The sequence below is a fragment of the Acrocarpospora sp. B8E8 genome (assembly GCF_039871605.1).
Taxonomy (GTDB): Bacteria; Actinomycetota; Actinomycetes; order Streptosporangiales; family Streptosporangiaceae; genus Acrocarpospora; species Acrocarpospora macrocephala.
This window is the reverse complement of sequence record NZ_JBDPLV010000001.1, coordinates 388,785-407,100: the sequence shown is the minus strand read 5'-3', so window position 1 is coordinate 407,100 and position 18,316 is coordinate 388,785. Positions and strand designations below refer to the sequence as shown.

General features: G+C 67.4%; 18 protein-coding genes. 13 read left to right on the top strand and 5 right to left on the bottom strand.

The features are described from left to right. The first annotated feature begins 46 nt into the window (after positions 1–46). Both ABGB08_RS01905 and ABGB08_RS01900 read left to right on the top strand, forming a co-directional pair. Positions 47–727: a helix-hairpin-helix domain-containing protein gene (locus ABGB08_RS01905; protein WP_347585478.1), complete on the top strand. Its 681-nt coding sequence runs from the start codon at positions 47–49 to the stop codon at positions 725–727. A gap of 72 nt (positions 728–799) precedes the next feature. Continuing rightward, the gene (locus ABGB08_RS01900) at positions 800–2,161 is read left to right on the top strand and encodes a serine/threonine-protein kinase (protein WP_347585477.1); all 1,362 of its coding nucleotides are present in this window, start codon (positions 800–802) and stop codon (positions 2,159–2,161) included. On the opposite strand, the gene nuoH is transcribed toward ABGB08_RS01900, so the two are convergent. The 5 genes from nuoH to ABGB08_RS01875 all read right to left on the bottom strand — a co-directional run bounded on the left by nuoH (position 2,158) and on the right by ABGB08_RS01875 (position 4,713). Continuing rightward, a complete protein-coding gene (gene nuoH, locus ABGB08_RS01895) occupies positions 2,158–3,096 on the bottom strand; it encodes an NADH-quinone oxidoreductase subunit NuoH (RefSeq protein ID WP_347585476.1) in 939 nt (312 codons plus the stop codon). The genes ABGB08_RS01900 and nuoH overlap by 4 nt on opposite strands. Beyond that, complete coding sequence (locus tag ABGB08_RS01890) at positions 3,089–3,607, bottom strand: NADH-quinone oxidoreductase subunit C (RefSeq protein WP_347585474.1); 519 nt, start codon at positions 3,605–3,607, stop codon at positions 3,089–3,091. Before ABGB08_RS01890 ends, nuoH begins: the two co-directional genes overlap by 8 nt. Then, positions 3,604–3,789 carry a hypothetical protein gene (locus ABGB08_RS01885; protein ID WP_347585472.1) on the bottom strand — a complete coding sequence of 62 codons (186 nt, stop codon included), beginning with the start codon at positions 3,787–3,789 and terminating at the stop codon, positions 3,604–3,606. Before ABGB08_RS01885 ends, ABGB08_RS01890 begins: the two co-directional genes overlap by 4 nt. After that, entirely contained in the window at positions 3,786–4,262 is a 477-nt protein-coding gene (locus tag ABGB08_RS01880; protein WP_239161385.1) for an NADH-quinone oxidoreductase subunit B, read from the bottom strand. Before ABGB08_RS01880 ends, ABGB08_RS01885 begins: the two co-directional genes overlap by 4 nt. 79 nt (positions 4,263–4,341) lie before the next feature. Further along, positions 4,342–4,713, bottom strand: coding sequence for an NADH-quinone oxidoreductase subunit A (locus ABGB08_RS01875; protein WP_347585470.1), 372 nt, complete (start codon positions 4,711–4,713; stop codon positions 4,342–4,344). 484 nt (positions 4,714–5,197) lie between these two features. Here ABGB08_RS01875 and ABGB08_RS01870 point away from each other — a divergent pair, with 484 nt between their 5' ends. The 11 genes from ABGB08_RS01870 (at position 5,198) to ABGB08_RS01820 (ending at position 18,303) form a co-directional block, all read left to right on the top strand. Continuing rightward, on the top strand, positions 5,198–6,700 hold the full coding sequence (locus tag ABGB08_RS01870) for a polysaccharide deacetylase family protein (protein ID WP_347585468.1): 1,503 nt from the start codon (positions 5,198–5,200) through the stop codon (positions 6,698–6,700). Between the two features lie 284 nt (positions 6,701–6,984). Next, positions 6,985–8,829 carry a 2-oxoacid:acceptor oxidoreductase subunit alpha gene (locus tag ABGB08_RS01865; RefSeq protein ID WP_347585466.1) on the top strand — a complete coding sequence of 615 codons (1,845 nt, stop codon included), beginning with the start codon at positions 6,985–6,987 and terminating at the stop codon, positions 8,827–8,829. Between the two features lies 1 nt (position 8,830). Continuing rightward, the gene (locus tag ABGB08_RS01860) at positions 8,831–9,883 is read left to right on the top strand and encodes a 2-oxoacid:ferredoxin oxidoreductase subunit beta (RefSeq protein WP_347585464.1); all 1,053 of its coding nucleotides are present in this window, start codon (positions 8,831–8,833) and stop codon (positions 9,881–9,883) included. A 181-nt stretch (positions 9,884–10,064) separates the two neighbouring features. Continuing rightward, positions 10,065–10,781, top strand: a complete 717-nt coding sequence (locus ABGB08_RS01855) for a methyltransferase domain-containing protein (protein WP_347585462.1) — start codon at positions 10,065–10,067, stop codon at positions 10,779–10,781. Between the two features lie 30 nt (positions 10,782–10,811). Further along, a complete protein-coding gene (locus ABGB08_RS01850) occupies positions 10,812–11,486 on the top strand; it encodes a polysaccharide deacetylase family protein (RefSeq protein ID WP_347585460.1) in 675 nt (224 codons plus the stop codon). Between the two features lies 1 nt (position 11,487). Further along, on the top strand, positions 11,488–12,405 hold the full coding sequence (locus ABGB08_RS01845; protein WP_347585822.1) for a glycosyltransferase family 2 protein: 918 nt from the start codon (positions 11,488–11,490) through the stop codon (positions 12,403–12,405). A gap of 26 nt (positions 12,406–12,431) precedes the next feature. Next, positions 12,432–13,358 carry an NAD-dependent epimerase/dehydratase family protein gene (locus tag ABGB08_RS01840; RefSeq protein WP_347585458.1) on the top strand — a complete coding sequence of 309 codons (927 nt, stop codon included), beginning with the start codon at positions 12,432–12,434 and terminating at the stop codon, positions 13,356–13,358. Then, complete coding sequence (locus ABGB08_RS01835; RefSeq protein WP_347585456.1) at positions 13,355–14,236, top strand: phytanoyl-CoA dioxygenase family protein; 882 nt, start codon at positions 13,355–13,357, stop codon at positions 14,234–14,236. The genes ABGB08_RS01840 and ABGB08_RS01835 overlap by 4 nt, the downstream gene beginning before the upstream one ends. A gap of 466 nt (positions 14,237–14,702) precedes the next feature. Continuing rightward, a complete protein-coding gene (locus tag ABGB08_RS01830) occupies positions 14,703–15,797 on the top strand; it encodes a GNAT family N-acetyltransferase (RefSeq protein ID WP_347585454.1) in 1,095 nt (364 codons plus the stop codon). 12 nt (positions 15,798–15,809) lie between these two features. After that, positions 15,810–17,126 carry a nucleotide sugar dehydrogenase gene (locus ABGB08_RS01825; protein ID WP_347585452.1) on the top strand — a complete coding sequence of 439 codons (1,317 nt, stop codon included), beginning with the start codon at positions 15,810–15,812 and terminating at the stop codon, positions 17,124–17,126. Positions 17,127–17,154: 28 nt separating this feature from the next. After that, positions 17,155–18,303, top strand: a complete 1,149-nt coding sequence (locus ABGB08_RS01820; RefSeq protein ID WP_347585449.1) for a glycosyltransferase family 4 protein — start codon at positions 17,155–17,157, stop codon at positions 18,301–18,303. The last annotated feature ends 13 nt before the right edge of the window (positions 18,304–18,316 follow it).

Here is an 18,316-nt window from a genome sequence, read left to right as displayed (position 1 = left end):
TCTGGCGCTCTACAGCGTCTACCTGGCATAACCGTATCCTCGCCATGTGCATCCCACTCGCCGGCATCTGAAATCGGGCACCCGGGTCGCGTTGAGCGTCATCTGGGCTCTGGCCCCGCTGATCACACTCGGTTCTGCCACCCCGTTCGTGATCGCACACGCCGCCGTCCGCCGCCGCAGCCCGCTGCTGTTCCTCTCCGCCGGCGTGTACGCGACGAGTTTGGCCCTCTTCCTCATCCAGGCGGCCAACTACGAGACCATGGACGCCGCGCCCCAATGGCTGGACACGACCACCACGCTGGGCTTCTTCCTGAACATGTTCGGCGGCCTGGCCCAGACGCTCTACGTGCGCGCCTCCGTCTTCAACACCCGCCCGGTCGAGAAGACCGCCAACGAGCGTGCGCTGGAACTCGCCAACACGCGCCGCCGCCTCCGCCGGGAGTCCCGCGAGCTGGCCGCGCGCGACCCGGCACTGGCCAGGGAACTCGGCATCGGCCACCCGGACCTTCCCGGCGAGTACGACGACGGCGGCCTGGTCGACATCAACCACGCCTCCGCGAAGGCGATCGGCAGCATTCCTGGTATCACCCCGGAGCTGGCTGACCGAATTGTTACCGCTCGAGCCTCCACAGGCCCGTTCACCTCGGCGAACGAGCTTTCTGTCCTGCTCGAACTGCCCATAGACCTCAATGACGAACTGGCGGAATACACCGTGTATCTCCCCTGATTGCCGAGAAATCCGTATTCTCGCGCTGTGAACCCGTATTGGCAGCAGCAACAGCCCAGGACCCCTGATGGCTTGACCGTATTGTGGGCCCTGGTCCCGCTGTTTACCTGTGGGTTCGGTACGCCGTTCATCATTGGGTATGCGGCATACCGGCGTCGCAGCCCGTGGCTGATCATCTCGACCGGCGGATACGTCCTGAGTGTCGTCATCTTCGTCATCGCCGTCGCCTCGTACGACGACCTGGAGCTGCTGCCCCCGTGGCTCGACGCGACCATGACGGTCGGGCTGCTCATCAACTGGATCGGCGGCCTGATCCAGGCTCTGATCATCCGCACCAAGGTCTTCTACGGCCAGCCGGCGCCCCACCAGATGAACCAGCCACACCAGATGAGCCAGATGAACCAGCCGTACCCGCCGATGCCGGTTCGTCCGCCGATGCCGCCCCCGGGGCCGGGCTTCCCTCCGCCGCCACCGCGCCCGGCCGGGCATATGACCGGTCCACGCCCGCCGATGGGGCCGCCCATGGGCCAGCCGATGCCGAGGGGCCCGCAGATGGGTCCGCCGATGGGGCCGCCGCAGCCGCATTCGACCGGTCCGCGCTCACCTTGGCGGGACGCCGCCACCCGTCCAGGTGCCAACGGACCCGCCGACGGATCGAACCGCCCGCAGCAACTCGGCCACTACCGGGTGATCGGGAACTTAGGCAAGGGCGGGCAGGGCTCGGTCTACCTCGGGGTGGACCCGCAGGGCCGGAAAGTCGCCATCAAGGTGCTGCACGCGCACATCGCCGGCGACGAGGCGGCCCAGGCAAGATTCCTGCGCGAGGTGGAAGCGGCCCGCAGGGTGGCCCCCTTCTCTACCGCGCGCGTGCTGGACGTGAGCGTCACCGCCGAACTCGCGTACGTGGTGAGCGAGTTCGTGGACGGCCAGTCCCTGGACCAGCTGGTCAGAGAGAAGGGCCCGCGCCCGGAGGACGGCCTGATCCGCCTGGCCCTGGCCACGTCCGGCGCCCTGGCCGCCATCCACAAGGCCGGAATCGTGCATCGCGACTTCAAGCCGAGCAACGTCCTGATCGGCGCCGACGGCCCACGCGTGATCGACTTCGGCATCGCCAAAGCGCTCGACCAGGTGACCGCCACCGCCAGCCAGATCATGGGCACACCCGCGTACATGTCACCCGAGCAACTCGCCGGGGAGGTGGTCGGCCCGAAGACGGACGTGTTCAGCTGGGCCGCCACGATGATCTTCGCCGCCACCGGCAGGACCGCGTTCGGCGACGACACCATCCCCGCCATCCTGAACCGGGTGATCAACCATCAACCGGACCTGAGCGCCCTCCCCGCCAGCCTCCGCGAACTCGCCCGCGCCTGCCTGGACAAGCGCGCCGAGAACCGCCCCTCAGCCTCAGACGTCATGCTGGGCATCGTGCACTAGAGCACCTTCACCACACCGGTCAACGCCAGCTGGAACAGCGCGAGCGGCACCAGCCCCACCCAGGCGAGCTTCTGGAGCTGGTCCTCGCGCATCCGCGGGTAGCTGACCCGGACCCAGATCACCACGAAAGCCAGCACGAAGATCTTGATGAGCGTCCACACCGGACCGGGCAGGAACGGGCCGTGCCAGCCGCCCAGGAACAGCACGGTGGTCAGCGCGGAAAGCACCACAATGCCGACATATTCGGTGAGCATGAACAGGGCAAATCTGATGCCCGTGTACTCCGTCATCGGCCCCATGATGATCTCGGACTCGGCGATCGGCATGTCGAACGGCGGGCGGCGCAACTCGGCCAGCCCCGCCACGAAGAACACCACCGCGCCGATGGCCTGCCAGGGCAGCCACCACCACTGCCAGGCCTCCACGATGCCGGTCAGCGAGAGGGTGCCCGCCGCCATCGCCACGCTGGAGGCGGCCAGCACCAGCGGCAGCTCGTACGACATCAGCTGCGCGGCCGACCGCATCCCGCCCAGCACCGAATACTTGTTGGCCGACGACCACCCGGCCATGATCGACCCAAGCACGCCGACGCCCATGACGGCCAGCACGAAGAACAGCCCGGCGTCCAGATCCACGCCGTACAGACCCGGCCCGACCGGGATAACGATCATCACGACCAGGTACGGCACCAGCGCGACCGCGGGGGCGATCTTGAAGATGGCCCGATCGGCGGCGGCCGGGATGACGTCCTCCTTCTGGACGAACTTCACCCCATCCGCGATCAGCTGCGCCCAGCCGTGAAACCCCCCGGCGTACATCGGCCCCAGGCGCGACTGCATATGCGCCATCGCCTTGTGCTCCATCTGCCCGACGATCAGCGGCAGCAGCAGGAACGCACCGATGATCACGATGAGCCGGAGCGCGATCTCAAGCATCCTTGCCCCAATCGGCCGGAACCCCGGGCGGAGCCATCTTGCGGCGGCTCGGCGCGCCATGACCGGATTCGCCCGGCTCCTTGGCCCCCGGCCAGACCTTCGCCACCCGGGCGGCGAGCACAAAATCCTTACGCAGCGGATGACCCTCGAAGCCGTCGGGCAGCAGCAGCGGCTTCAAATCCGGATGACCTTCGAAAATCACCCCGAACATCTCGTACGTCTCGCGCTCGTGCCAGTTCGCCCCGCGATAGACGCCCGTCGCGGAGGGCAGGCGGGGATCTGCGCGCGGCACCCGCGTCCGGATCAGCAGGTGCGCGAAGGACTCCGGATCGAAGACGTGCGCCACGACGGAGAAGCCGTCCGGCGGGTCGTCGACCCCGGTCAGCCAGTCGAAGAAGGTGAAACCCTGATCGCGAGCGTGCCGCAACGCGTCCGCCCAGCCGGATGGTTCGACGTCGGCGGTGGTCTCACCGAAGCTCTCGGAGAGCACGGCTCCCGGAAAGTCGATCACGCGATCACGCGACCCTTCGCCCGGACAGCCCGGACAGCCCGGACAGCCCGGACAGCCCGGACAGGCAGGCCCTTGTCGCTGGGCGGCAGCGCGGCGGCCATCAGCAGCAGGCCGACGGGGAGCACACCCGCCGTGTCCATGACTCGATCAGCCGTGGCCGATTCCCGCCCGTCGCCGCTCATGTGATCACCGGGTTGCCCGGCTGGTCCTTGGCCCAGACGTAGCGGTCACTGAGGTTCTCGGTGGCGATCATTTCCTGAAGTTTCACGATGCCGTGGAGCAGGGCCTCCGGCCGGGGCGGGCAGCCGGGGACGTACACATCGACAGGGATGATCTGGTCGACGCCCTTGGTCACGCAGTACGAATCCCAGTAGGGCCCGCCCGAGTTGGAGCACGCACCGAACGAGATCACGTACTTGGGGTCGGGCATCTGCTCGTAGAGGCGTTTCACGGCGGGGGCCATCTTGTCGGTCACCGTGCCGGAGACGATCATCAAATCGGCTTGGCGGGGGCCGTTGGCGAACGGGATGACGCCGAACCTGATGAAATCGTGGCGGCTCATCGAGGTCGCGATGAACTCGATCGCGCAGCAGGCCAGGCCGAAGTTGAACACCCAGAGGGAGTACTTGCGGCCCCAGTTGAGGACGAACTTCATTGGTTTGGGGGCGAGCCGGGATACCGGCCCCACGGTCGGCATCGGAAGATCGGCCATGCGTGGCATTCTCCTCCTCGAATCACGTCCAGGCGAGCACGCGTTTACGCCAGGCGTACAGGATGCCCAGCGCGATGAACGCCAGGAAGACGAACATCTCCACCAGCGTGGTGAGACCGAAGCCGACATCGGCGAAAACGGTTGCCCAGGGGAACAGGAACACCGCGTCCACCGCGAAGACCACGTAAAGATAGGTGAACACGTAGTACCTGATCTGCGACTGCGCCCACCCCTCACCAACGGGGTCGACCCCGCACTCGTAAGTGGTCAGCTTCTCAGCCGTAGGCCGATCGGGCCGAAGCAACCGATTGACCAGCAGCCCACCCGCGAAGATCGCCACACCAACCCCGAGCAAAACGGCCACAACCACGTATGACTCGAAATATCCGGTCATCAGCCCTCCTCGCTCCTGCGCAACCCCCCAAACGAGGTTAACCCAACAGCCCCTGGGCAATTCCTGCCCTCTGAGTCGTATGTCCCAGCTTGGCCGCGACTGCGCCTGGACTGAGGAACGCAGATCGCGGAGCGGCCGGAGTGACGAGGGAAGACACAGGTTGAAGGCGGCCAAGCCGCCGTGCCGGAGGCGCGGCCATAGACACGGCCGCGACTGCGCCTGGACTGAGGAATGCGGGTCGCGAGGCGGCCGGAGTGACGAGGGAGAACACAGGCCGAGGGCGGCCAAGCCGCCGTGCCGGAGGCGCGGCCAACGTCCCTGCCAAGCCCGTCGATCCGGAGTCGCGGCCAACATCCCTGCCAAGCCCGCGATCCGAAGGATCGGCCATGTCACTGCCACAGACCTGCCACACTCCAGTCAAAGAAACGCCCAAACAATGACAAAGCGGTATGGCGGGGGGACAAATCGTCCTAACGTGGCATACATGCCCTCACTTCGATTCGCCGGAGGAATTACGCTGTGTGTCGCGCTGAGCGCGGGATGCGCCGTAGTCACCTCCTCAGGTGATGGCAACCCCGAAGATCACGTCACGCTGGCATCAGAGCCGACCATGCTCACCTACGTCGACCCGGCCTCGGTCCAAGGCCTTAACCCGGAGACCATCTCCGGCGAATCACGGCAACCCCACCTGCACCTCAGCTACCCCTCCCTAGCCGACACCCCCGCGCTCAACAAGCGGCTGCAAACCGACATGACCAAGGCGGCCAACTACTACACGGCCCACACCAAGACGGCCGACCGTTTCCCCGCCCCCGAATACAACGTGGACTGGCAGCTCACCGCCGCCTCCCCCGACGTGGTCGGGGTCCGGCTGCGCACCGGCGAGTTCGCCGGCACCCGCTGGGCCAACTCCACCAGAACCCTCTGGTACGACCGACCGGCCGGCCGCGTGCTCCGCTCCGCCCAGCTGGTCAACGACCTGGATCTGCTGGCGGCCCTGGTCAAGCAGCACCTGGCTCGCGACCCCGCGGTGGACTCCGAAGCCGTGCGCCCCGACCCCCTCCTGTTCGACTCGCTGGACTTCAACTCCCGCGGCGATCTGGTGGCGGAGTTCGACGACTACCAGGTCGCCCCGGGCTCGATGGGCCGGATCGCGGCCGCCATCCCGCGCAAGGACGCCGACGCCCTGCTCACGCCGTTCGGGCGGCGGGCCAGGCACGCGGTGGAGAAGGCCAAGCCGGCGACCGTACCGGAGATCGTCACGATGAGCGGGGGCGGCGGGCGGTCCGGACCGAACGCGGGCACGCCGGACCTGGGCACGGCTGGCGATCGGAAGGGCCGGGTGAACTGCGCGCTCCTCACCTGCGTGGCGCTGACCTTCGACGACGGCCCCGGGCCGAACACCGCGCGGGTGCTGGACGCGCTCGGCGACAACCGGGCCACTTTCTTCACGGTCGGGTCGAACGCGGCGGTCCGGCCGGAGTTGCTGGCCAGGATGCGGGAGCGCGGGCACGAGGTGGCCAACCACACCTGGTCCCACCGAGATCTCACCACGCTGCCGGAGAACCGGGTGTACGAGCAGCTGAGCCGTACCCAGAGCTTCATCAAGGGGATCACCGGGAACACGCCGACGCTGGTCCGGGCGCCCTACGGCGCGACCGATCCGGATGTGACCGAGGTCGCCAGGGAGCTGGGCCTGTCCGTGGTGCAGTGGAACGTGGACCCGAAGGACTGGCGGGACGAGGATCCCGACGCGATCGCGGCGCGCACGCTGGGCGGGGTGCGGCGCAATTCGATCGTCCTGCTGCACGACACCAACCCGGCCACCGCCGACGCCATCCCGGCGATCGTGGCGGGTCTCGCCGCGCGCGGGTTCACGCTCGTCACCGTGCCCGAGTTGTACGGCCCTGGGCAACTCGCCCCCGGCCACACCTACGACGCAGGTGGGACGGCTGCCGTCTCGCGTCGTGGGCAACCGCTGCCGTGAGAGCGGCGGGGACATATAGTTAGACAGCGTGACCCGAAACATCCTCTTCACGCGTCGACACGTAGACCTGTGCCGGCTCGCGTCGGGGCTGTGTCGCCGGGCGACCTGACAACAGTGACGTTCCCCCCTGATGGCCCCAGGATCACTGTCCGACCGCTCCGCGTAAGTCACACCCTCGGCGAAGAGCAAACTACGACAATTTTTCGTAGTTCCGGGGATCTAGCATGAAGACAAGAACGCGACGAGCTCCTGCGCTCGGTCGCGTCAAGGAGGATTGAGCAGCTGTGACCAAACAGGTTCAGCAACTCGACCGCGTGATCATCCGGTTCGCGGGTGACTCCGGCGACGGTATGCAACTGACCGGAGACCGCTTCACAGCGGAGACCGCCGAGTTCGGCAACGACCTCTCCACTCTCCCCAACTTCCCGGCCGAGATCCGCGCTCCCGCGGGCACCCTGCCGGGCGTATCGAGCTTCCAGCTCCACTTCGCCGACCACGACATCCTGACCCCCGGGGACGCGCCCAACGTCCTGGTCGCGATGAACCCGGCGGCGCTCAAGGCGAACCTGTCCGACCTCCCGCGCGGGGCCGACATCATCGCCAACTCCGACGAGTTCACCAAGCGCAACCTGGCCAAGGTCGGCTACGCGGAGAGCCCGCTGGAGGATGAGTCGCTGAGCGAGTGGCGGGTGCACTCGGTGCCGCTGACCTCGCTGACGGTCAAGGCGCTGGAAGAGTTCCAGATCTCCAAGAAGGACGCGGAACGCGCGAAGAACATGTTCGCGCTGGGCCTGCTGTCGTGGCTCTACCACCGGCCGGTCGAGGCCACCATCAAGTTCATCGAGTCGAAGTTCGCGAAAAAGCCGGACATCGCCAGGTCGAACGTGGCGGCCTTCAACGCGGGCTGGAACTACGGCGAGACGACCGAGGCGTTCTCGGTGTCGTACGAGATCAAGCCGGCCAAGCTGGCGCCCGGGATCTATCGCAACATCTCCGGCAACCAGGCCTTGGCGTACGGATTGATCGCCGCATCTGTGCAGTCGGGTTTGCCGCTGTTCCTGGGGTCTTATCCGATTACTCCGGCCTCTGACATCCTGCACGAGCTGTCCAAGCACAAGCGGTTCGGGATCCGGACCTTCCAGGCCGAGGACGAGATCGCGGGCGTCGGCGCGGCGCTCGGCGCGGCGTTCGGCGGGGCGCTCGGGGTGACCACGACCTCCGGGCCCGGCGTGGCGCTCAAGGCCGAGACCGTGGGCCTGGCGGTGACCACCGAGCTGCCGCTCATCGTCGTGGACGTGCAGCGCGCCGGACCGTCCACCGGCATGCCCACCAAAACCGAACAGACCGACCTGCTCATGGCGCTGTACGGCCGGAACGGTGAATCCCCCATCCCGGTCGTCGCCCCCTCGACCCCGTCGGACTGCTTCGACATCGCCGTCGAAGCCGCACGAATCGCCCTAAAGTACCGCACACCGGTCATATTGCTGTCTGACGGTTACCTGGCCAACGGCTCGGAACCGTGGAAGCTCCCGGAGGTCGACGACCTGCCGGATATTTCCGTCGACTTCACCACCGAGGTCAACAGCGACGACGGCACCTTCCTGCCGTTCAAGCGGGACACCGAGACGCTCGCCCGCCCCTGGGCGATCCCCGGCACCCCCGGCCTGGAGCACCGGATCGGCGGCATCGAGAAGGCCGACGGCACCGGCAACATCTCCTACGACCCCAACAACCACGACCTCATGGTCCGGCTCCGGCAGGCCAAGATCGACGGCATCGACGTGCCCGATCTGGAGGTGGACGACCCGTCCGGGTCCGCCCGGGTGCTCGTGCTCGGCTGGGGGTCCACGTATGGCCCGATCGCGGCGGCGATCCGCCGGGTGCGCAGAGCGGGCGGTCAGGTGGCCCAGGCCCACCTGCGCCACCTCAGCCCGTTCCCCAAGAACATCGGCGAGGTGCTGAAGTCCTACGACAAGGTGCTGCTGCCGGAGATCAACCTCGGCCAGCTGGCGCTGCTGCTGCGGGCCAAGTTCCTGGTGGACATCATCAGCTACAACCGTGTTCGAGGGCTTCCGTTCAAGGCCGAGGAGCTGGCAGGCGTGATCCAGGACGTGATCGACAGTGAGTGAGATGACGGTGAACGGCCATCAGAACGGGCGCGGGCTCGCGCTCGTCCCCCGGGCCGAGGGCAAGCAGACGCTGAAGGACTTCAAGTCCGACCAGGAGGTGCGCTGGTGCCCCGGGTGCGGGGACTACGCGATCCTGGCCGCGGTGCAGTCGTTCATGCCGGAGCTGGGCATCAAGCGCGAGAACACGGTGTTCGTGTCCGGTATCGGGTGCTCGTCCAGGTTCCCGTACTACATGAACACCTACGGGTTCCACTCGATCCACGGGCGGGCTCCGGCGATCGCGACGGGGCTGGCCGCCTCGCGGCCGGATCTGTCGGTGTGGGTGATCACCGGGGACGGTGACGCGCTGTCCATCGGCGGGAACCACCTGATCCACGCGCTGCGGCGGAACGTCAACCTGAACATCCTGCTGTTCAACAACCGGATCTACGGGTTGACGAAGGGGCAGTACTCGCCCACCTCCGAAATCGGGAAAATCACGAAATCGACGCCGATGGGGTCGCTGGATCGGCCGTTCAACCCGATCTCGCTGGCCATCGGCGCCGAGGCCGGGTTCGTGGCACGCACGCTGGACAGCGACCGCAAGCACCTGCAGTCGGTGCTGCGCGAGGCCGCCGCGCATCAGGGCACCTCGCTGGTGGAGATCTACCAGAACTGCAACATCTTCAACGACGGCGCCTTCGAGATGATGAAGGACCCGGCGACCCGGGACGCGATCACGGTCAGGCTGGAGCACGGCCAGCCGATCGTCTTCGCCGACCAGGCGGTCCGGCTCGCGCCCACCGGCGGCGTGGAGGTCGTGCCCCGGGCGTCGCTGCGCGAGGACGAGATCCTGGTGCACGACGCGCACCACCCGGACCCGTCGCTGGCGTTCGCGCTCAGCCGGTTGGACGAGCCCGCCTTCGCGCACGTGCCGATCGGCATCTTCCGCTCGGTGGACCGGCCGTCCTACGACGAGCTGATGAGCGACCAGCTGGCGGCGGCGACCGCGCAGAAGGGCCGGGGCAGCCTGGCCGACCTGCTGCACGGGGGAGACACCTGGCGGATCAGCTGAAAAAGGGCTGGCGTTTGCACGACCTGCAGGCGACAGATCGGCTAATAACCGGATTAGAACGGGTTTAAAGCGCGGTTCCGGATTAACTAGTATATCGGGACATATACGGATCGACCGCTGTCATGTGGCGTGTGACGGCGGTAGGTTCGTTGTATCGTTCCAGCCGATCCGTGGAGGCGATGTGACCGTTCTGCTGGAGACTGTCCCTTTTCTGGAATTCGCGGCCGAAGAGGTCGGCGGAGCATTCAGCGGCCTGCTGGCCGGTAATGTCCGCCGAGTCCGGCAGCGGGTGAGTCACCTGGTCTTCGACCGCCGCTATGGGGTGGAAACCTCGGAGTTCGCCCTGCTCGACCAGTTCGGGCTGGCCCATCACGAACGTGTCTATTACTCGCCCGCCAATTGGGGCACCCTCCGCCGTACGCTCCCGGCCCGCGAGGTCGGCGCCGACGACGTCTTCATCGACCTGGGTTCCGGCAAGGCCAGGATGGTGCTGGAGGCGGCCGCCCGCTTCCCGTTCCGCAAGGTGATCGGCGTCGAACTGTCGGGCGAGCTGACCGAGGTGGCCCGCGCCAACCTCAAATCCACCCGGCTCCCGATCCGCAGAGACCGGGTCGATCTGGTGCAGTCCGACGTGCTCGACTACCAGATCCCCGACGACGTCACGGTGGTCTTCCTGAACAACCCGTTCCGGGGTGAGATCTTCGCCGCCGCGATCACCAACCTGCTCGCCTCGGTGGACCGCAGGCCGCGCCCAGTCAAGGTCATCTACTTCAATCCGGTCGAAGAGCCCTTCCTGCTGAGCACCGGACGGTTCCGGCATCTCCGCACGATCACCCGGGGACGGGCGCGGGAAATTGACGTCTTCGGGACCACTCGCATTTATGCGGTATCTCAGTAACAGAACCCATATTCACCCGGATAGAGAGGCATGACACGCGTGGGGAGGGTCATCAACCTGACGGTGCACGGGATCGGGCCGGCCGAGCGGGAGTTCGATCCGGGCGAAGACCGCACCTGGGTGAACATCGCGCAGTTCGAGCAGGTGCTGGACGCCGTCGTCGGCCGCGACGACGTGCGCATCACCTTCGACGACGGCAACTCCTCCGACGTGCGGATCGCCCTGCCCCGGCTGCTCGACCGCGGCCTGACCGCCGAGTTCTTCGTGCTGGCGGGCGAGTTCGGCAAGCCCGGCCGGGTGACCGAGGACGACGTGCGCAGCCTGCTCAAGGCGGGCATGCGGGTCAGCTCGCACGGCTGGGCGCACCGGGACTGGCGGCAGATCGACGACAAGCAGGCCGAGGAGGAGCTGACCGGGGCACATCAGGCGCTCAGCGAGCTGACCGGGCAGCCGGTCTCTCGGGTGGCCATCCCGTTCGGCTCCTACGACCGGCACGTGCTGCGGCGGCTCCGCCAGGCGGGGGTGACCCTGGCCTACACCTGCGACGGGGGCAAGGCCACGCCTGGCTCCTGGCTCCAGGCGCGGACCAGCCTGGTCTGCGACCTGGACGCGAACTGGATCAGGCGGGTGCTGGACGACACGGCCTCGCCGGCGCTGCGGGCCCGGCGGCTGGTCGCGCGGACCGTGAAGCGGGTGCGTGGCTGACATGCGCGAGATCCCCCGAGTCGCCGTCGTGATCGTCACCTACAACAGCGGGGACGTGCTGGCGGGCTGCCTCGCCTCGCTCCCCGAAGGCGCCAGAGGCGTGGAACTGGCCGAGGTCGTGGTGGCCGACAACGCCTCCAAGGACGACTGCGTGGCCCTGGCGGCGGCGGCCGAGGTCCCGGTGACGGTGGTCCAACTGGGCCGCAACGCCGGGTACGCGGCCGCGATCAACGCGGGCATCGCCGCACTCGACCTCGACGAGCTCGACGCGGTATACGTGCTGAACCCCGACTGCCGGCTACCCCCGAAATCGATCGCACCCCTGGTCCGGGCCCTGGAACGACCGGGCGTGGGTGTCACCGTCCCGAAAATGGTCAACCCCGATGGATCGTTACAACCGTCGCTGCGCCGGATGCCGACCATCGGCCGGGCCGCGATCGAAGCGATCATCGGCGGCAGCCTGGCCGGCCGGATCGGGCGACTGGGCGAGCTGATCACCGACCCGCGCGAGTACGAGAACGCGGGCCCGGTGGTCTGGGCCACCGGGGCGGCGATGCTGATCTCGGTGCCGGCCATCCGCGCGATCGGCCCGTGGGACGAGTCATTCCTGCTCTACAGCGAGGAGACGGAATTCGCGCTCCGGGCCGCCGACCTAGGCTGGACGCACTGGTACGAACCCGAAGCCCTGATCGAACACATCGGCGGCGACTCCGGCGTCAACCCGGCGCTGGCCGCACTACTCCTGGTCAACAAGGTGAAACTGTTCCGCCGCCGCCGTGGGTGGCTGGCCGGCGCCGTGTACTACCTGGTGGTCCTGCTCGGCGAGTCGGTACGAGCGCTGGCCGGCCGCAAGATTTCGAAGACGTCGGTGACGTGGCTGCTGCGGCCCTCCCGGCGATGGACGGTATTGCCCGGATAGTCCCCGTCACACCAGAGGGAGCGTGGATGGCACCCACGAGAGTCCTGGTCACCGGAGCAAACGGATTCATCGGCACCCATCTCACTCGACGGTTGAGTTCGCTCGGCCTTGATGTGCACGCGGTCGCGCGGGTCCCCCGGGAATCCGCGCATGGAGAGGTCTGGCACGTCTGCGATCTGCGCGCCGGCGACGCCGTGGAGAAGCTGTTCACCATCGCCCGGCCGGAGGTGGTCTTTCACCTGGCCAGCGAGGTCAACGGGGCCCGGGACAGGGGCGTGGTGCTGTCGACCTTGGAGTGCAACCTGCTGACCACGGTCAACGTGCTGGTCGCCGCGGCCGGAGGCGCTCGGGTGATCATGTGCGGATCGAGTGAGGAACCCCGGCAGGGGAACAACTTCACGCCGCCGCCCTCGCCGTACGCGATGGCGAAGTGGGCGGCGACCGGCTACGCCCTCCAGTTCAATCGGCTGTGGGGGCTGCCGGTCACGATCCTGCGGCCCACGATGGTCTACGGGCCCGGGCAGTGGGATACCGGGAAGCTGGTGCCGTACCTGACGCTGGCGCTGCTGCGGGAGGAGGAGCCGCGCCTGACGAGCGGGGCCAAGCTGGTCGACTGGGTCTATGTCGACGATGTGGTGGAGGCGTTCGTGGCGGCCCTGCGGGCCGAGCAGGCGGGTGCGGAGATCGACATCGGGACGGGCACCGCGACGTCGGTGCGGCACACCGTCGAGTTGCTCTTCAAAGTCGTCGGCAGCCTGCGGGAACCGAAGTTCGGCACCATCCCCGACCGGCCGCTGGACCTCCCCCAGATCGCCGACCTCAGCACCGCTGACCAGCTGGGATGGCGTCCGAAGGTGGGCCTGGAGGACGGCCTGAGGCGGACAGTTGAGTGGTATGCGGCACAACTCCACTCTGGTAACGGAACGTTCCCACGTGCCGATAATGTCCCGTGACAGTTACCTACTCGAACCCTCGCTTCGACGATGACGAGCGGCGTTCCCGGCTCTTCGACGGCCAGGTGCTCCTCTATCCAGCCCGTACGGAATCGACGGCCTTGATCGAGTTCGCCAAAGGGATGATCACAGAGGCTTTCGGCGAGCGCGATCCCGAGCTTGCCCAGCACGAGCTTCCGGTGGAGGAGTTCGCGGGCATCCTGTCCAGCTTGAAGCCCTCGTTCATTCACCACCCCCGGTCGAAGGAGCTGCTCCAGGCGATGCTCGTCGCCTTCGGCTGCGACCCCGAGACGACCTACTTCGACGTGCCGCGGATGCGCTCGTCCACCTCCAACGACTACTTGACGACCGGTATCGCGTACGCCTTCCACCCGCACCGGGACACCTGGTACTCCGCACCACTTTCCCAGGTCAACTGGTGGATCCCCATCTTCGACGTAGTACCCGAGAATGTCATGACATTTCATCCTCGGTACTGGAGCAACCCCGTCAAAAATGGTTCGGCGAAATACGACTACTACGAGTGGAACCGGACCAGCCGGTTCAACGCGGCCCAGCACATCGGGGTCGACACGCGCGAGCAGCCCAAGCCGGAGGAGCCCATCGAGCTGGAGCCACGGGTCACCCTGGTCCCCGAGCCCGGCGGCGTCATGATCTTCTCGGGCAACCAGCTGCACTCCTCGGTGCCGAACACCTCGGGGCGGACCCGGTTCAGCATCGACTTCCGCACCGTCAACATCGAGGACGTGATCAAGCGGCGGGAGGCGCCGAACGTCGACTGCGCCTGCACCGGGACCTCGCTTCGGGACTTCCTGCGCGTCTCGGATCTGGAGCGCATGCCGGAGGACGTGGCACTCGCGTACGAGGGCAAGGCCTGAAAATATGGACGCCAGTTCGTTTGCGCCGCATTATCGGCGCAAACGGACTGCACGTCCTCGCCAATAGCGCGATCTGTCCGATCTTCTGCGGATGAAATCTACGTAAACCTGAAAAGTGAAGGTAACGCCTGTAGCTCGACACACGATGAGTCCGTTGTGATGTCTGCACCCCGCCGGATTACCGCGGTCGCGCTGCGTGACCGCCGCATGCCGGTGGGCCGCCCGCCTCTCCTCCCAGGCCGTGCGGGAGTCACACAAACCCGTGCTTTTTTGTTCACCCGTGATTTCGGAACGGTCCAATCGCCGTGCCTAATGTCCGTCGGGGGGCGGGCATTTCGCCGAGGCTTTCGCCAGCGAAGACCTTTCCGGCGTATCGGTACACTCATCGGATCGATGACCGATCACCGTAGGTTCGACAAATCGCACATCATTCCGCGAAGCGCTGCGGTCATCTGGGAGGCCCACCATGAGCTGGTCCGTCGGCGAGACCCCCGCCGCCGTCCGTACGGCGAACGTGCGCGTGGTCGGCTTCGACGCCCTCTCCGCCGAGGAGATCGACGCCTGGCACACGCTCCGGGCCGCTAATCCGCTCCTGGACAGCCCGTACTTCCATCCGGGGTTCGCGGCCGCCGTCCATCAGGAGGCGAGGGTCGAGGTCGCCGTGGGCCGCGACGAGATGGGCCGAGTCTCCGCATTCCTGCCGTTCCACAGGGACAAGACGCTGACCCGACCGGCGGGCTGGCCGGCCGCCGACTTCCAGGGGCCGATCCTGGCGCCCGGGTCCTCGATCCAGCCGCTCCAGTTACTTCAATCGGGCGTGCGCGGATTTGAATTCGACCATCTCGTGGAGAGTTGTTCGGACTTCGACCCCTGGGTGGAGTCGCGCCGCGTCTCGCCGTACCTGGACACCACGGGCGGCCTGGACGGCTACCTGGGCCGGGCGTCCAAGAGCGGCAAGGACAACATGGGCCAGGCCCGGCGGCGCACGGCGAAAGCCGAGCGCACGCACGGGAGCGTGCGGTTCGCCGCCGACGCGGTGGACGCCGAGTCGCTCGACCGGGTGATCGAGCTCAAGCGCGGGCAGTACGCGGCGACCGGCGTCGCCGACTACTTCGCCGACCAGAGCCGCCGCGACCTGATGACGCGGCTGATGCACACCCGCGACCCCGACTTCGGCGGCATCCTGTCCACCCTGCACGCAGGCCCGCACCTGGTCGCGGCGCACTTCGGGATCCGTTCCGGGAACGTCCTGCACTGGTGGTTCCCCGTCTACGACCCGGAGTTCTCCGCGCTCGCCCCCGGCTGGATGTTGCTGCGGGAGCTGGTATCGGCCGCTCCCGCGCTCGGCGTCACCCGGATCGACCTCGGCCGCGGCGACGACGAGTACAAGCGCCGCGCCAAGACCGGCGAGAGCGTGGTCTGCCAAGGACTCGTGACCAGGAGCTCCGCCCGGCTCGCCGTGCGGCGGGCCAGGAACTCCATGATCACGGTAGCGAAATCATCGGCATTGGGGCCCGGACTACGACAAATCGTAAGGAGACTCCGTGGCGGACACAGGTGAGAGGCCGTATCCATGAGAATCAGCGTTTTCGGGCTCGGCTACGTCGGCTGCGTGACCGCGGCCTGCCTGGCGGCCCGCGGGCACCAGGTCGTCGGCGTGGATGTGAATCCGCTCAAGGTGGAGCTCATCAACCGCGGCCAGGCTCCCATCGTCGAGGAGCGCATCGGTGACCTGACCGCCGAGATGGTCACCAGCGGCGCCCTCCGGGCCACCACCGACGTCGCCGAGGCGGTGTCGGCCACCGAGATCTCGCTGGTCTGCGTGGGCACCCCGTCCGCGCCCAACGGCAGCCTCTCCACCACCTACCTGGAGCGGGTGGCCGAGGAGATCGGCGCCGCGCTGGCCGGCCAGGGGCGGCGGCACACGATCGTCTTCCGCAGCACGATGCTCCCGCGCACCTGCACCGACCTGCTCATTCCCATTCTGGAACGTGCCTCTGGGCTGACCGCGGGCACCGATTTCGGGGTGGCGGTCAACCCGGAATTCCTGCGCGAGGGCACCAGCGTCAAGGACTTCTTCGACCCGCCCAAAACCGTCATCGGCGAGTACGACCCCGCCAGCGGCGACCTGGTCGCGGCCCTCTACGACGGGCTGCCCGGCGACATCTTCCGGGTCCCGATCGTGGCCGCCGAGATGTCGAAATACGCGGAGAACTCCTTCCACGCGCTGAAGATCGCCTTCGCCAACGAGATCGGCGCCGTCTGCCGGGCCATGGACCTGGACTCCTACCAGGTCATGGACATGCTGGTGGCCGACCGCAAGCTCAACATCAGCCCCGCCTACCTGCGGCCCGGCTTCGCCTTCGGCGGCTCCTGCCTGCCCAAGGACCTGCGCGGCCTGGTCTACGCCGCCCGCCGCGCGGACGTGTCCATCCCGCTCCTGTCCCACCTGCTGCCCTCCAACGAGGACCATCTGCGCCGCGCGTTCGACCTGGTCGCCGCCACCGGCCGCAAGCGGATCGGCCTGTTCGGGCTGTCCTTCAAACCCGGTACGGACGATCTCCGCGAAAGCCCCCTGGTCGAACTAGCGGAACTTCTCCTCGGCAAGGGATACGACCTTCGTATCTACGATGAAACCGTTACGCTGTCGCACCTGATGGGTGCGAACCGGGAATACATCCAGAGCAGGCTGCCGCATCTGGGCGATCTGCTCACCACCTCCGCCGACGATGTGCTCGCGCACGCGGAGGTGTGCGTGGTGGGATGCACGACGCCCACCGTCCTGTCCGCGCTCGACGCGGCCGGCGACCGCACGATCATCGATCTCGTCCGTCTCCCCGACGCCGCCCAGCGCCGGGAACTCCCTGGATACGTGGGCCTTGGCTGGTAAAGCGCTCATTCTCGTCGAAAATCTGTCCGTGCCTTTCGATCGGCGTGTCTGGCAGGAGAGCTGCACCCTGCGCGACGCCGGGTGGGAGGTGCACGTCATCTGCCCGAAGGGCGCCACGATCGACACCGAGGCCGAGGTGGAGATCGATGGAATCAAGATCCATCGATACCCGCTGAAGGCCGCGACCGGCGGGCCCCTCGGCTACCTGCGGGAGTACAGCTCCGCGCTGCTGCACACCTACCGGCTGGCCCGCAAGCTCGGCCCGGTCGACGTGGTGCACGCCTGCAACCCGCCCGACCTGCTGTTCCTGGTGGCCGGCCGGCTGAAGCGGCAGGGCGCGCGGTTCGTCTACGACCAGCATGACCTGGTGCCCGAGCTCTACCTGTCCCGGTTCGGGCGCGGGCAGGACTTCCTCTACCGGGCGGTGCGCTGGCTGGAGCGCCGCACCTACCGTTCGGCCGACGTGGTCATCTCCACCAACGGCAGCTACCGCGACATCGCGCTGAGCCGGGGCGGCAAGCAGCCGGACGAGGTCTTCGTGGTGCGCAGCGCGCCCTCGGTGGACCGGTTCTACCAGGTCGAGCCGGACGAGTCGATCAAGCGGGGGAAGCCGCACCTGCTGTGCTACCTGGGGGTCATGGGCCCGCAGGACGGGGTCGACTACGCGCTGCGCGCGCTGGCCAGCCTCCGCGACGATCTGGGCCGGGACGACTGGCACGCGGTGTTCGTCGGGGCCGGGGACACCTTCGAGGCGATGGTCGCGCTCTCCCGCGAGCTGGGTCTTTCGGATCGGGTGGAGTTCACCGGGCGCATCCCGGACGAGGAGCTGATGCGCTACCTGTCCACGGCCGACGTCTGCCTGGCGCCGGACCCGCTCAACCCGCTCAATGACGTGTCCACCATGAACAAGATCATGGAGTACATGGCGATGGGCCGGCCGGTGGTCTCCTTCGACCTGCACGAGGCCAAGGTCTCGGCCGGGGACGCCGCCGTGTACGCCCCCGCCAACGACGAGGCCGAGTTCGCCAAGCTGGTCGCCCGCCTGCTGGACGACCCGGAGGAGCGGCTGCGCATGGGCGAGATCGGGCGGGCCCGGGTCAGCGGCCCGCTGTCCTGGGAGCGCTCGAAGGCGGCGCTGCTGTCCGCCTACGAAGCCGTGCTGCTGCTGATGGCCTGAGGGAAGGATCCAA